We start from the raw sequence: 14,065 nt of genomic DNA on the forward strand, positions 1-14,065 counted from the left end.
AAACCACCATGTCGTCCCTTTCCATCGAAACCCAGCCGGCGCCGGCCGTGCCGCGCGCGCGCACGATCCGGCTCCATCCCGACGACGACGTCGTCGTCGTCGTCGAACAGCTCGTGGGCGGCACGCGCATCGACGACGAAGGCGTGACCGTCGCCGGGCTGATCCCGGCCGGCCACAAGGTCGCGACGCGCGCGCTCGACGCCGGTGCACCCGTGCGTCGCTACGGCCAGATCATCGGCTTCGCGAGCCAGCCGATCCGGCCCGGCCAGCACGTCCATACGCACAACCTCGACATGGGCGAGTTCGCGCGGGACTACGCGTTCGGCGCAGGCGCGCATGTAACCGATTTCGTGCCCGACGTGCAGCGTGCGACCTTCGACGGCATCGTGCGCGAGGATGGCCGGGTCGCCACCCGCAATTACATCGGCATCCTGACCTCCGTGAACTGCTCGGCGACGGTGGCGCGTGCGATCGCCGATCATTTCCGCCGGGACATCCATCCGGATGCGCTCGCCGCGTATCCGAACGTCGACGGCGTCGTCGCGCTGACGCATGGAGTCGGCTGCGCGGTCGACCCTGACGGCGACGCGCTCGCGATCCTGCAGCGCACGCTCGGTGGCTACGCGTGCCACCCGAATTTCGCGTCGGTGCTCGTGATCGGGCTCGGCTGCGAAACCAACCAGATCCCGCGCTTGCTCGAGACGCAGGGGCTGGCCGAGCACGCGCGGCTGCGCACCTTCACGATCCAGGACAGCGGCGGCACGCGCAAGACGATCGAGAAGGGCATCGCGCTCGTCGAGTCGATGCTCGCTGCCGCGAACGACGTGCGGCGCGAGCCGGTGAGCGCGAGCCACCTGACGGTCGGCCTGCAGTGCGGCGGCTCCGACGGCTATTCGGGCATCACCGCGAATCCGGTGCTCGGCGCGGCGGTCGACCTGCTCGTGCGTCACGGCGGCACGGCGATCCTGTCCGAGACGCCGGAAATCTACGGCGCCGAGCACCTGCTCACGCGCCGCGCGGTGTCGCGCGATGTGGGCGAGAAGCTCGTTGCGCGGATCCGCTGGTGGGAGGACTACTGCGCGCGCCATCATGCGGCGATGAACAACAATCCGTCGGCCGGCAACAAGGCCGGCGGGCTCACGACCGTACTGGAGAAATCGCTCGGCGGCATCGCGAAGGCCGGCAGCACGAATCTCGTCGACGTCTACGAGTATGCGATGCCGGTGCGCGCGAAAGGGCTCGTGTTCATGGACACGCCCGGCTACGACCCGATCTCGGCGACCGGCCAGGTCGCGGGCGGCGCGAACCTGATCTGCTTCACGACGGGCCGCGGCTCCGCGTATGGATGCGCGCCGACTCCGTCGCTGAAGCTTGCGACCAACAGCGCGCTGTGGCGCCGCCAGGCGGACGACATCGACCTGAACTGCGGCGACGTGCTCGACGGCGGTGCGCGCATCGACGCGCTCGGCGCGACGCTGTTCCGGATGATGCTCGACGCCGCATCGGGCCACGCGACGCGCAGCGAGCTGCACGGCTACGGACAGAACGAATTCGTGCCCTGGCAGATCGGCGCCATCACCTGACCTCAATTTTTCGCAGCAAGGAGTTTCACCGATGCAATCGAGCCTTTCAGCCGCCGGCTATCGCGGCGTGTTTCCGGTCGTCCCGACGATCTTCACCGACGACGGCCGCCTCGACCTCGACGGACAGCGCCGCTGCGTCGATTTCATGATCGACGCGGGCTCTGACGGCCTGTGCGTGCTCGCGAATTTCTCCGAGCAGTTCTCGCTGGCCGACGACGAGCGCGACACCGTGATGCGCTGCGTGCTGGAGCACGTGGCGGGCCGGGTGCCGGTGATCGTCACGACGTCGCATTTCGGCACGACGGTATGTGCGCAGCGCAGCCGTCGCGCGCAGGATGCGGGCGCCGCGATGGTGATGGTGATGCCGCCCTATCATGGCGCGACGTTTCGCGCGAGCGAGACGGCGATCGTCGAGTTCTTCCGCACCGTGTCCGATGCGATCGACATCCCGATCATGATCCAGGACGCGCCGGCGAGCGGCACGCACCTGCCTGCCGCGCTGCTCGCGCGGATGGCCATCGAGATTCCGAACGTGTCGTACTTCAAGATCGAGGTGCCGCAGGCGGCCGCGAAACTGCGCGAACTGATCGCGCTCGGCGGCGACGCGATCGTCGGACCCTGGGACGGTGAAGAGGCGATCACGCTGATGGCCGATCTCGAAGCCGGTGCGACGGGGGCGATGACGGGCGGCGCGTATCCCGACGGCATTCGTATGATCGTCGATGCGTGGCGGGCCGGCGACGCCGCAGAAGCGGAGCGCCAGTACCAGCGCTGGCTGCCGCTGATCAATCACGAGAACCGGCAAGGCGGCATCGCGACTGCCAAGGCGCTGATGAAGGCGGGCGGCGTGATCGCGTCGGACGCCGTGCGTCATCCGCTGCCGGCGATGCACCCGGCTACGCGCGAAAGCCTGCTGCGGATCGCGCGGCCGCTCGATCCGCTCGTGCTGCGCTGGGGTCGCTGAGATTGCGGGGCCGCCGGGCGGCCAGCGATGTCGCGGCGGCAGGATTGGCCGATTCAAACGATTCAAACGATTCAACGAGGACGATTCATGCAGATTTCCGGCGCTTCCCTGATCGGTCGACGCAGCGTTGCCGGCGCGGCCGGGTTCCAGGCGATCGATCCGGCCACCGGTGCCGCGCTCGATCCCGTGTTCGGCCGCGCGTCGGCACCGGATGTCGACGCGGCATGCACGCTGGCGTCGCAAGCGTTCGATGACTATCGCGGCAGGACGCTCGATGAGCGCGCCACCTTGCTCGATACCATCGCCGATCGGGTGCTGGCACTCGGCGACACGCTGATCACGCGCTGCGTGGCGGAAAGCGGCCTGCCACGCGCGCGCGTCGAAGGCGAGCGCGCACGCACGGTCGCGCAACTGCGGATGTTTGCGCAGGTGGTGCGGGACGGCACGTTCCTCGGCGCCCGCATCGATCCGGCGCAACCCGACCGGCAACCGCTACCGCGCGCGGACCTGCGTCTGCAGAACGTCGCGCTCGGTCCGGTCGCGGTGTTCGGCGCGAGCAATTTTCCGCTGGCGTTCTCGGTGGCGGGCGGCGATACCGCGTCGGCGCTGGCGGCCGGGTGCCCCGTGGTGGTGAAGGCCCATCCGGCCCATCCGGGCACGTCGGCGCTGGTCGGGCACGCCATCCGCGAGGCTGTCGACGCATGCGGGATGCCGGACGGCACGTTCTCGCTGCTGTTCGACGACGGCTACGAAGTCGGCGCGGCGCTGGTGCGTCACCCGCGCATCCAGGCGGTGGGTTTCACCGGGTCGCGCGCAGGCGGCGTCGCGTTGATGACGCTCGCCGCCGCCCGGCCGCAGCCGATTCCCGTGTACGCGGAGATGAGCAGCGTGAATCCGGTGCTGCTGTTTGCGCACGCGCTCGAAGCACGTGCGGAAGCGATCGGCCGCGCGTTCGCCGCATCGCTGACGCTCGGCACCGGCCAGTTCTGCACGAACCCGGGGCTGGTTCTCGGCGTCGACGGTCCGGCGCTGCGGCGTTTCGAGGCGAGCGCCGCCGCGACGCTGGCCGGGTTGCCCGCAACCGCGATGCTGACGCCGGGCATCCATGCCGCGTACGACGCGGCGGTCGAGCGGCTCGCGGCACATGCGGGCGTCGAACGGCTCGCGCATGGCGCGACGACCGGCGACATCCGTCATGCGGGCCGCGCGGCGCTGTTCGCGACACGGGCGGAAGATTTTGCGCGGCACGCTGAACTGCACGACGAAGTGTTCGGCCCCGCGTCGCTCGTCGTGCGGTGCCGGGATCTCGATGCGATGTACGCGCTCATCGAGCAGCTCGACGGGCAACTCACGGTGGCGCTGCACCTGGACGAGCGCGATCGCGATGGCGCGCGCTCGTTCATGCCGCTGCTAGAGCGGCGTGCCGGACGAATTCTCGTGAACGGTTTCGGTACGGGTGTCGAGGTCGCGCATGCGATGGTGCACGGCGGACCCTATCCGGCGACGTCGGACGGCCGCTCGACGTCGGTCGGCAGCGTCGCGATCGGCCGGTTCCTGCGGCCTGTCTGCTATCAGGATGTTCCGGACGTGTTGTTGCCCGCTGCACTGCGTGACGGCAATCCGCTGAACGTGCCGCGCAGCATCGACGGAAGGCTCGGCGTGCGTGAGTGAAGGGGGGCGTGACGGGCGAAGCGACGCTCGCTTGGGCGGTCACGTGCAATGCGTGCTTTCGCCTGATCATTCGCGGAACCGGCGCCGTCGAACGATCGCTACGCATTTGTACGGCTTGTTCCAATTGCACGGCATTGTTTTTTGTGGTCTCGTTGCACGATAACGCGTCGACGCCAAAAAGGACGGTCGAATGCAGTCGGGCTATTCATACGGGGTCCCATTGTTCAGGGGAATTGACGCGCGTCGGCGCGGGTTTCGTGCTGTCCGGCGATTGCAGCGATGGCTCGTCCTGTTGACGCTGGGCTTGCTGTGCGTGCCCGTATTGGCCACCTCTCCCGAGACTCTCAGCGATAGCGTGTTGCGTGTGCTCGCGTGGCCCGGCTATGCGGACCGCGACATCGTCAACGCGTTTGAGACGCAATTTCACGTGCGTGTCGAGGTGACGTTCGTCGATTCCGACGAAGCGCTGTGGACCCGCATGCACAGCGCGTCGCCGCCGCCGTACGACGTGCTCGCGGCCAACACGGCCGAGATCCAGCGCTATGCGCGCGACGGCCTGCTCGCACCGATCGACCTGTCGCGCATTCCGAATCGCCGGCGGCAGCTGCCGAATTTCCAGCAACTCGCGACGATCGGCGGCCTCGTGCACAACGGTTCGACGTACGCGATTCCGTTCACGTATTCGTCGATGGGCCTGATTTACGATCGCAAGCAGGTTCCGGCCGCGCCGCGCTCGATGCTGGAACTCTGGAACCCGCGCTATCGCGGCAAGGTGCTCGATTTCAACAGTGCGCAGCACAATTTCTCCTTCACCGCACTTGCGCTCGGTTATCCCGATCCGTTCCACTTGTCCCCCACGCAAACGCTTGCCGTCACGCACAAGCTGATCGACCTGCGACGCAACCTGCTCACGTATTACACGCTGCCGGAAGAAGCGACCGCGCTGTTCGTCCAGCATCGCGCGGCGCTGATGTTCGGCAACTACGGCACGCAGCAGGTCGAGCAGCTGCGCCGCGCCGGCGCGGATGTCGGCTACGTGATTCCGGACGAAGGTGCGCTCGCATGGCTCGACTGCTGGGGCGTCACGCGCGGCGCGGAGCGTCCCGAGCTCGCGTTCGCATGGATCAACTACATGCTTGAACCGGCGATCGGCGCGCTGCTGACCGAGCGCCAGGGGCTCGCGAACACGCTCGAACCGCCGCCCGGTCTCGAGGCCGGGCACCAGCACCTCGTCTGGCTCCAGCCGGTCGAGGACATCGCGCGGCGCGAGTTGCTGTGGGGCCGCATCGTCTCGGGCGACCGACCGGAGCGATTCGGAAAATGATCAGGTTCGGGCTCACGTCGAAGCTGTCGGCACTGTTCGCGTGCATCGGCGTGATCGCATCCGGCACGACCGGCTACTACGCGTATCACGCGAACCGGACGATGCTCGTGCAGGAAGCGCAGCACAGCCTGCTGATGTCGACGCAACTGCTCGGGCAGCGCTTTACGACTGCACTCTCCGACGTTGCCGACGATGCGCTCGTGCTCGCGCAGTTGCCGTCGGCGGCGCTCGTCGCAGGCAACGACGGCATCGATCGCGCGCCGCGCACACGGCTCGAGCAGGTGTACGGCAGCTTCATGCGGAATCACCCCGAGTACCTGCAGATCCGCCTGATCGCGCGCGACCATTTCGGGCTCGAACGGATTCGCGTCGATCGCGACGGGCACGACATCGCCGTACCGCCGGAAAGCGCGCTCCAGGAGAAAGGGCAGTTTTCCTACGTATTCGACACGCTCGCGACCCCGCCGGGCCATATCTACCTGTCGCCGATCGTGATCAATCACGAGACCGGTTCGCATGCGGCCGAAGGGCTGCCGATCCTGCGCGTGGGCACGCCGGTCGTCGACCGGTCCGGGCAGGTCGTCGGCGCGCTCGTCGTCGACGTCGAGCTGTCTCGCGTGTTCGATCGGCTCGAGCGCGATCTGCCGCAAGACTATGCGGTGTATCTCGCGAACGAGTGGGGCGATTTCCTCGTCCATCCGGATCCGTCGCAGATATTCGGCTTCGATCGCGGGCGGCGCGTGCTGATGCAGGACAGCTTTCCCGTTACGCGGCTGCTGTTCGGCGGTACGCGCACGAACGTGACGCTCAACGGCCTTGCGCGGCCCGACGATGCGCCGGGTGAATTGCTGGTGTTCGCGCGCACGCCGTTCGGGCACGACGAGGGAACCCGCTTCGTCGTGCTCGGGCTGGCACGTCCGCTCACGGACGTGCTGACGCCGGCCGGGGTGCTCGGCGACCGGATCGTCCGGATGGTGCTGATCTCGAGCTTGATGGCCGTGATACTCGCGATCCTGTTCGCGCGCGCGATCACGCGGCCGCTGCAAATGCTCGCGCGCGCGGCGACGCACGTGTTCGACGATCCGGCCGCCGAGCGGCTGCCGGTCGTGCGAGCGGACGAGATCGGCGTGCTCGCGCGCTGTTTCGACAGCATGCGGGTCGAGATCCGCACGCAGGTCGCGATGCTGCGCGCGAAGCAACTGGAACTCACGCACCTCGCCGGCCACGATCCGCTGACCGGGCTGCCGAACCGGCTGTTGTTCATGGAGCGCCTCGATGCCGCGATCCGGCATGCCGCCGCGGTGCGGGAGGGGCTGGCCGTGATGTTCGTCGATCTGGATCGTTTCAAGCAGATCAACGACCAGCACGGGCACGCGGCCGGCGATCGTACGCTGGTCGCGGTCGCGAAGCGGCTGGGCCTCGTGCTGCGCAACGGCGACATGGCCGCGCGGCTCGGCGGCGACGAGTTCATCGTGCTGATTTCGGATGTGCGTTCGCCGGCCGTGATCGGCGATATCGCGTCGCGCATCCAGATCGTGATGGCCGAGGAGCTCGAGTTCGGCGACCGGCATCTCGCCGTGGGCGCGAGCATCGGCGTCAGCGAGTATCCGGCCGACGGCGCGTCGGCCGAGGAATTGCTCGTCAAGGCCGACGCGGCGATGTATGCAGCGAAGGCATCCGCGCAGTGCGCGTGCGTGCGTTACCAGGAGCTGCTGGGCGGCGGCGCCGGCATGGACGTCGCCGACGGTGTCGCGTCCGGCGGCAGCCGCTGACCACGGCGCGGCGACGCGGGCGTTGCAAACGCGACGAGCCCGTCGCGGGACGGGCTCGTCGCATGGCGCGGACTGCGCGCGGGGCGCGCAGTGGCGGGCTTAGTGGCCGAAGTAGACCGAGTCGCGTGCGTTTTGCACCTTCACTGCCGGCGCACCGCCCTGGACGACCGGGGCCGGCTGCGCACCGTAGCCGCTGTTGTCGGCGCCGTGCACGCGGTCCTGGGCTGCCTGGATGTCGGCCGGGTAGTACGGGCTCGACTGGCTCGGCTTGTAGCCGGCATTTTCGAGCTGGACCAGCTCGTTGCGCACTTGTGCGCGGGTGACGGTGCTTTGAGCGAATGCGCCGAACGAAGCGGACAGGGCGACAGCGGCGACGACTGCGGAAACGAGCGATTTCATGATGACCTCCGATGTTTTATTGAGTTCGCTGCCGACACCATGTCGTAAGCGATTGATTACATCGTAGGCTTCGGTGAACCTAGGGTAAACGTGGATTCCGGCGAAAGATCATTGCAAGCGAGGCAATAATTTCGGGATAAATCGGATTCGGCCGTATTATTGGTTGCAGGGTTTGCAAGCCGACGGCCGGCGCGCGGGCGACGCGTCGTGCACGGGCGGACGCCCGGTGGCGCGGCGCCGGCAGGCGGGGGGCGGGAGTTGGGGGTGTTACCGGATCAGACGCCGTCGGCGTCGTCGATTTCCTTGCGCTCGCGGCGTTCCTCGTTGCCGCGGCGCGCGCGCAGGCGCTGGCGCGACAGCACGGCGATCACTTGCTGGGTCGGCGCGCCGGACGGCAGCTCGTTGCGGATGCGATCGGGCACCATCGGCAGGCCCGCGCGCTGCCGGCGCAGGGCCTTGGCGATCGCCCGGCGGCATTCGTCCCCGTGGCAATCCCATTCATCGCGGATTCTCTGGCAATAACGGCATTGTTCCATCCGGACAGTCTAACGTGTCTTGGGGAACGAGGCAGGGCGGGGATTGGCGTGGCGGGCGTGATGCTGCCGGCTTCATCGGTCGTGACCCGGTGCCGTTCATGTCGGACTGCGAATCAATCGGGTGGTGATATTGACCGGAGAATACAATTCACTGTGCTTCTGCTTTCGGATTCCTTGCGTCGGAACAGGCGCGCTTACCTGAGCGACCAGATCCCCCAGATGGCAATCAGCAAACCGAGGCCGAGCCCACAGCCAAGCAATACGTACGTTTCCATTTCGCGCCTCTGAATTCGCGCCGTCGCCGACGTCGGGCCGGCTGGCGGGTAGGTAGCAATGCCGGTACTGCGCGTCTGCCGGTTCTCACGGAATCGGGCGCGGTACGTCAAAGCCGCGAATACTACGCTTCGCAGCTTTCAGAACCCATGCGCGCTTGCGCGCCATCGGGTCGATATCGCTGGCGCGACGGGGGCGGCGTCCGGACGACGTCATTTCGTGCCCGCATGCCCGCTCTGCACCTGGGCGACGGGCGGTGCGGCGTGCCTGAAGACGCCGGATTTCCAGATCATCTGGGCGGCCGCGACGAGCACGAACAGCAGGACGACCATCCGGAAGATGCGCGGCGACATCTTGTCCCGCAGCGGGCGCACGAGCCACATGCCGGCGATGGCCGGGAGGCTGGCCGCCGCCGAAATCGCGAGGTCGGCGCCGCTCGCGTGCGCGGCACCGCTGAACGTCGTGATCAGCGTGACGATCGACACCACGAGGATGATCGCGATCTGCTTGGTGAAGGCGCGGCCGGTCGCGCCCGATGAAATCAGGTAGGTGGCGAGCAGCGGGCCCGGCACCGACGCGATGCTTTCCATCAGCGCCGCGCCGAACCCGAGCGCGAAACCGACGGGTTTCTGCCAGACGGACGGCAGGTTGAGTTTCGGTGCGCTCAGCATCAGCGTCGCGGCGACGATCAGCAGCGCGCCCGATGCGGCCTGCGCGTGGCTCGCGTTCAGCGACAGGAGGATCGCGACGCCGACGACGTTGCCGAACACGGTGCCTGCGATCGGCGCGGCGATCTTCCGGGCGGTCGCCAGCACTTCGCCGCCTTCCAGCGCCTGCGGAATGTTGCCGAGGATGATCGGCATCGACAGCAGCAGCACCGCATGCCGGATCGGCAGGAACTGGCTGAGGATCGGCATGGCCACCAGCGGGACGCCGATGCCCGTGATCCCCTTGACCATCCCGCCGAGCAGCAGCGCGACGGCGATGCCGGCGAGGTCCAGCAGGGCGAGCCCGTGCAGGCTGGAAACCAACACACCTTCAGTCAGATCGAGATGAATCATCGGGAGCAGGTCGGGATATAACCGGCGGCGGATGCGATCGACGTCGCGCGTCGCCGGCGCGTGCGGCTTCGCACGCTGTTGTTTGGTTTTGGGTTGATCCGGTCGCCCGGTTGCAGTGCCCGGCGGCCGGTTTCCGATGGGGGCCGCCGCCGGGTTCGCACGCACAGGCGAGCGCGACGTCGGCAGGGTTCGCCCCGGTTCGAGGCTGAATCTTACCCGACCGCGGCGCGGGACATCGGGGATGTCGCCGATCGCTGCGCCGGTTCAATACAATTCATGACGACTCACCCTATCATGTGGAAAATACATGCACCGAAACCAGGAGGCACGATGACGCTTGCCCAGTTGCAGGCCCTGGCGGCCGTCGTCGAACTCGGCTCGCTGACGGCCGCGGCCGAGCGGCTCAGTCGCAGTCAATCTGCGATCAGTCACGCGTTGACCGAACTGGAGGACATCACCGAGGTCAAGCTGCTGTTGCGCGACCGCCAGCCGGTCGTCCTGACCGCCGCGGGCGAACGCCTGTGGCCGTACGTGCAGAGCGTCGTGCGGGAAGCGCAGGCGCTGCGCCAGCAGTTCAGCCTGTCGCGCGGCAAGCTCGAAGGGCGGCTGGTGGTGGCGTCGCTGCCGAGCGTATCGCTGGCGTTCGTCGTACCTGCGCTCGAGGCGTTGAAACAGGCGCATGAGGGCGTGACGGCGGTGTTGCTCGAAGGCACGGACGCGGAAGTCGAAGGCTGGATCGACGACGGTACCGCCGACATCGGCGTGGTGGCCGGCACGAAGACGTTCGCGAACAATTTGCCGCTGCTCGACGAGGATTTCGTCGCGGTGGCTGCGGACGGCATGTTCGACGGCCGCAAGAGCGTGTCGGCGCAACGGTTGTCCGCGATGCCGTTCATTTTCTCGAAGGCCGGTTGCGGGCCGGTGATCGCCGATTACTTCGCCCGCGGCGGCGCGACGCTTCAGGCCGCGTTCAATGTGGTCGAGATGCGGACCATTCTGTCGATGGCGGAGGCCGGAATGGGCGTGTCGATCGTCCCGCGCATCACGCTCACGTACACGCGGTTCGGCGGTCGCGTGCTGGAGCTGTCGCCGAAGCTGCATCGTTCAGTGCGGCTGGCGTGGAACGCGACCGGCAACGCGATCGCCGATGCGTTCGTGAAGCTGGTCGACGCACAGCGCGTCAAGGCGGGGAAGGCGCTCCAGGCACGCGCGAACAAGGGCAAGTAGCGGGCGGGCAGGGCAATGAAACGCGTGCATGCAGGGCTTGAATTTTATTCATGCCGGCATTCGATGACATGCAATACATTGTTCGTCACTTGTCCCTGACTTCGTCGCCCAGAAGGAGAATGCCGTGCCGGCCTTGCCCACCCTGATTGCTTTCGGACTCGTATCCCTCGGCATGGTCCTGACGCCCGGCCCGAACATGATCTACCTGATTTCGCGCTCGATCTGCCAGGGTCGCCGCGCGGGCCTGGTATCGCTCGGCGGCGTCGCGCTGGGGTTCGTGTTCTACATGTTCTGCGCGGCGTTCGGCATTACCGCGCTGGTGCTGACGGTGCCGTACGCATATGACGCGTTGCGCTTTTCCGGGGCGCTGTACCTGTTGTATCTCGCGTGGCAGGCGCTCAAGCCGGGCGGTCGCTCCGCGTTTCAGGTGCGGCAATTGCCGCATGACAGCGGCGCGCGGCTCTTCACGATGGGTTTCGTCACGAACCTCGCGAACCCGAAGATCGCGGTGATGTATCTGTCGCTGCTGCCGCAGTTCATTTCACCGGGACACGGCAGCGTGCTCGCGCAATCGCTGGCGCTGGGCTGCGTGCAGATCGCGGTCAGTGTCAGCGTCAATGCGCTGATCGCGAGCATGGCCGGTGCGATCGCGGGGTTTCTTGCCGGCCGGCCGGTTTGGGCGCTGGCGCAGCGCTGGTTGATGGGCACGGTGCTGGCGGGATTGGCCGTGCGTATCGCGCTGGAGTCGCGCAGCTAGACGGCGGGACGGCTTGCGACGATCCGCGTGAAGCAGCCCCTCGCGTATTCGCTGCGTGCGTAAGCGCGTGGAGCGTGTTGGGCACGCGACATACTGCATGAGCGAAACCGGGTCGCCCGCCGCGCGTTCACGCGCAGCGGGCGACCGGCGCATCAGTGTTCGCGTCGCTGCTTGCTCAGCTCGATCGTTTCGAACAGCTCGTACTGCGCGGTCGGGTGCTGATCGGCGCCCGGCGCGTGGTAGTAGCGCATCGTGATCGTCGTGTGCCCGCCCGGCTTGCCCGGATCGTGGTCGAACACGGCGATCCCGTACCCCGTGCCCGTGTCGCGGCGCGCGGACCAGATCGCGTCCTCGAGCGCATCGGCCGGCTTGCGCACGAACGTGTTCGCCGCCGTGCCCGGCACCGGGCGGTTCGGCTTCGTGAAGACCTTTGCCTGTGCATAGCCGGTTGCCGGGTTCTCGCCGTACACGTCGAGCGGTGCGCTGGTGCCGCCGCCGCCGAGGATCAGGTGGATCGTGCCGTGGCTCGTGTCGAACGTCGTGCGGTCCGGATCGGTCGTCCCGACCGGACGCGGCTGCAGCGTTTCGACCACTTCGCCGGTCGCGGCATCGACGCCCGCGCGGTGATTGCAGCCGCGCACCGGGTAGCTGCGCTCGTAGTCGTGATCGTGGCCGCACAGCACGAGGTCGACGCCGTAGCGGTCGAACAGCGGCAGCCATGCCTCGCGGATGCCCTTGTCCGATCCGTTGCCCGTCTTCGACGAACTCAGCGCGTCCTGGTGCATCTGCACGACGATCCAGTCGATGTCGTCGTCGTGTGATGCGTGACGCAGCGTGTGCTCGAGCCAGCGCGTCTGCTCGCCATTGCTGTAGCCACGCACGTAGAACGACGTGCCCGGGTCGATCGGCGCGCGGCCGGTGCTCGCGGCCGGCACCAGCGGATTCGGGCCGCCGACGAACGCGGCCGCATCCTGATACACGACGTCGTCGGCGTCGAGCGAGATGAACAGCACCGAGCTCACGCGGAAGCTGTACCAGCGGCCCGGGAAGCGCGTGCCGTTCTCGGGCAGCGTATAGCGTGCGAGATACGAGTCGAGCCCCTGCGGACCGTTGTTGAACTCGATTTCGTGATTGCCGGGGCAGGGCATCCACGGGCGATTCGCGGCCGACGTCTGGTTGTTGTTGCCGAAGTCGCGCCACACTTCCGGCTGATGCGCGGGGTTCAGGTTCGCGTAGCAGAGGTCGCCGTTAAGCAGGTGGAACAGCGGCTGGAACTGCTCGACGGCCTGCACCGCGAAGCGGCTTTGCGGCGACGACAGTACCCACGCGCCGTTTGGCGTCGCGAGGTCGCCGTAGCTCGTGAAGCGGAACGGTGAGCGCCCGCGCGGCGCGGTCGTGAAGGTCGCGGAGAACGGCTGCGCGGCGTTGCTGTCGTTGTCGGCCGTCAGTTCGTAGCGGTATTGCGTGTTCGGCTTCAGCCCGTGCACGCGCGCGTGGTACGTGAACACCGTCTCGCCGTTCAGGCCATCGGTGTAGAGGCGCTGCACGCCGTGCACGGTGCGCGCCGGCTCGCCGTCGGCGACGATGCGCGCGCGCGGGTTGACGGCCGGCGCGGGCGACGCCCATGAGATCGCGACTTCGGACGTCGGGTCGCTGCCCCACGTCAGGTGCACCTGCTCGGGCGTGCCGTCCGGGTTCGACCCGGCGGCACGGGCGGCCGCGAGCCCGCCCGCGGCGGTGGCGAGGCCGGATACGCCGGCCAGTTTCAGGAAGCCGCGACGTGATACGGAAGCGGCCGGCTCGTTCGAATCGGCGGGGAAGTTGTCCTGGTTCGACATGATCGTATTTTCGTTGAGTGATACGCGAGATGCGGAACCGCCCGGCCGTGCGCGAGCGCGTCCGGGGCGTGGGCCGGAAACGAGCGGGATCCCGGTGACACGCATTGTCGAAGCGCAGTTTTGCCGGGTTGTGACAGGCGGTGATCGATGCATGGGTCGCATGTGTCGAGGTGCGCAGTGTTGCCGACACGGCCGGAATTTATTTGCACGCGTCGCGACGGATTTCCTCCACCTGCGTCGTTTAAAGCATGAACGGCCGCTTCCAGCCGATACACGACGCTTTGGAGTCTTTCATGAATCTTTCTGTTTTATTGCGATTCGCCGCCGGATGCGCGGCTGCGCTGGCGACGTCCGCCGTATTCGCGCAGGCCGTCATCGTCGCGCCTGTCGCACCGCCGCCGGCGCGCGTCGAAGTCATGCCGGCGCCGCGCGCGGGCTACGTGTGGGACCAGGGGCACTGGCACTGGCGGCAGGGCCGCTACGTGTGGATCCCGGGACACTGGCAGGTGGTTCGTGCTGGTTATCACTGGGCACCCGGACATTGGGCCGCGCGTGGTCCCAACTGGCGCTGGGTGCCGGGTCACTGGGCGTGACGGGCAGGTTGCCGCGCAACGCGCAGCGTGTGCGCGGCGGGAGTTCCACGCAACGTCATGAGGCGAA

12 protein-coding genes are annotated in these 14,065 nt (G+C 67.5%); 8 read left to right on the forward strand and 4 right to left on the reverse strand.

Features of this window, described 5'->3' with window-relative positions:
* The first annotated feature begins 8 nt into the window (after nucleotides 1-8).
* The 5 genes from GEM_RS19720 to GEM_RS19740 all read left to right on the forward strand — a co-directional run bounded on the left by GEM_RS19720 (nucleotide 9) and on the right by GEM_RS19740 (nucleotide 7,314).
* Nucleotides 9-1,583 (forward strand): UxaA family hydrolase, encoded by a 1,575-nt coding sequence (locus GEM_RS19720; RefSeq protein ID WP_014899139.1) that lies wholly within the window; start codon nucleotides 9-11, stop codon nucleotides 1,581-1,583.
* A 31-nt stretch (nucleotides 1,584-1,614) separates the two neighbouring features.
* On the forward strand, nucleotides 1,615-2,547 hold the full coding sequence (locus tag GEM_RS19725) for a dihydrodipicolinate synthase family protein (RefSeq protein ID WP_014899140.1): 933 nt from the start codon (nucleotides 1,615-1,617) through the stop codon (nucleotides 2,545-2,547).
* An 87-nt stretch (nucleotides 2,548-2,634) separates the two neighbouring features.
* Nucleotides 2,635-4,218, forward strand: coding sequence for an aldehyde dehydrogenase (NADP(+)) (locus GEM_RS19730; protein ID WP_014899141.1), 1,584 nt, complete (start codon nucleotides 2,635-2,637; stop codon nucleotides 4,216-4,218).
* Nucleotides 4,219-4,408: 190 nt separating this feature from the next.
* Nucleotides 4,409-5,542: an extracellular solute-binding protein gene (locus GEM_RS19735; protein ID WP_014899142.1), complete on the forward strand. Its 1,134-nt coding sequence runs from the start codon at nucleotides 4,409-4,411 to the stop codon at nucleotides 5,540-5,542.
* Entirely contained in the window at nucleotides 5,539-7,314 is a 1,776-nt protein-coding gene (locus tag GEM_RS19740) for a diguanylate cyclase domain-containing protein (RefSeq protein ID WP_014899143.1), read from the forward strand. The genes GEM_RS19735 and GEM_RS19740 overlap by 4 nt, the downstream gene beginning before the upstream one ends.
* A 99-nt stretch (nucleotides 7,315-7,413) precedes the next feature.
* On the opposite strand, the gene GEM_RS19745 is transcribed toward GEM_RS19740, so the two are convergent.
* The 3 genes from GEM_RS19745 to GEM_RS19760 all read right to left on the reverse strand — a co-directional run bounded on the left by GEM_RS19745 (nucleotide 7,414) and on the right by GEM_RS19760 (nucleotide 9,583).
* Complete coding sequence (locus GEM_RS19745; protein ID WP_014899144.1) at nucleotides 7,414-7,713, reverse strand: DUF4148 domain-containing protein; 300 nt, start codon at nucleotides 7,711-7,713, stop codon at nucleotides 7,414-7,416.
* A 275-nt stretch (nucleotides 7,714-7,988) separates the two neighbouring features.
* Nucleotides 7,989-8,249 carry a hypothetical protein gene (locus GEM_RS19750; RefSeq protein WP_006760082.1) on the reverse strand — a complete coding sequence of 87 codons (261 nt, stop codon included), beginning with the start codon at nucleotides 8,247-8,249 and terminating at the stop codon, nucleotides 7,989-7,991.
* A gap of 485 nt (nucleotides 8,250-8,734) precedes the next feature.
* Entirely contained in the window at nucleotides 8,735-9,583 is an 849-nt protein-coding gene (locus tag GEM_RS19760) for a sulfite exporter TauE/SafE family protein (protein ID WP_014899145.1), read from the reverse strand.
* Between the two features lie 330 nt (nucleotides 9,584-9,913).
* On the opposite strand from GEM_RS19760, the gene GEM_RS19765 reads away from it, so the two are divergent.
* Nucleotides 9,914-10,810, forward strand: coding sequence for a LysR family transcriptional regulator (locus tag GEM_RS19765; protein WP_014899146.1), 897 nt, complete (start codon nucleotides 9,914-9,916; stop codon nucleotides 10,808-10,810).
* A 124-nt stretch (nucleotides 10,811-10,934) separates the two neighbouring features.
* Complete coding sequence (locus GEM_RS19770) at nucleotides 10,935-11,567, forward strand: LysE family translocator (RefSeq protein WP_014899147.1); 633 nt, start codon at nucleotides 10,935-10,937, stop codon at nucleotides 11,565-11,567.
* 152 nt (nucleotides 11,568-11,719) lie between these two features.
* Here the strand turns inward: GEM_RS19770 and GEM_RS19775 are convergent, their stop codons facing one another.
* Complete coding sequence (locus GEM_RS19775) at nucleotides 11,720-13,405, reverse strand: purple acid phosphatase family protein (protein ID WP_014899148.1); 1,686 nt, start codon at nucleotides 13,403-13,405, stop codon at nucleotides 11,720-11,722.
* 293 nt (nucleotides 13,406-13,698) lie between these two features.
* Here GEM_RS19775 and GEM_RS19780 point away from each other — a divergent pair, with 293 nt between their 5' ends.
* A complete protein-coding gene (locus GEM_RS19780; protein ID WP_014899149.1) occupies nucleotides 13,699-13,998 on the forward strand; it encodes a YXWGXW repeat-containing protein in 300 nt (99 codons plus the stop codon).
* Nucleotides 13,999-14,065 lie beyond the last annotated feature (67 nt).

The sequence above is a fragment of the Burkholderia cepacia GG4 genome (assembly GCF_000292915.1).
GTDB classification, from domain to species: Bacteria; Pseudomonadota; Gammaproteobacteria; order Burkholderiales; family Burkholderiaceae; genus Burkholderia; species Burkholderia cepacia_D.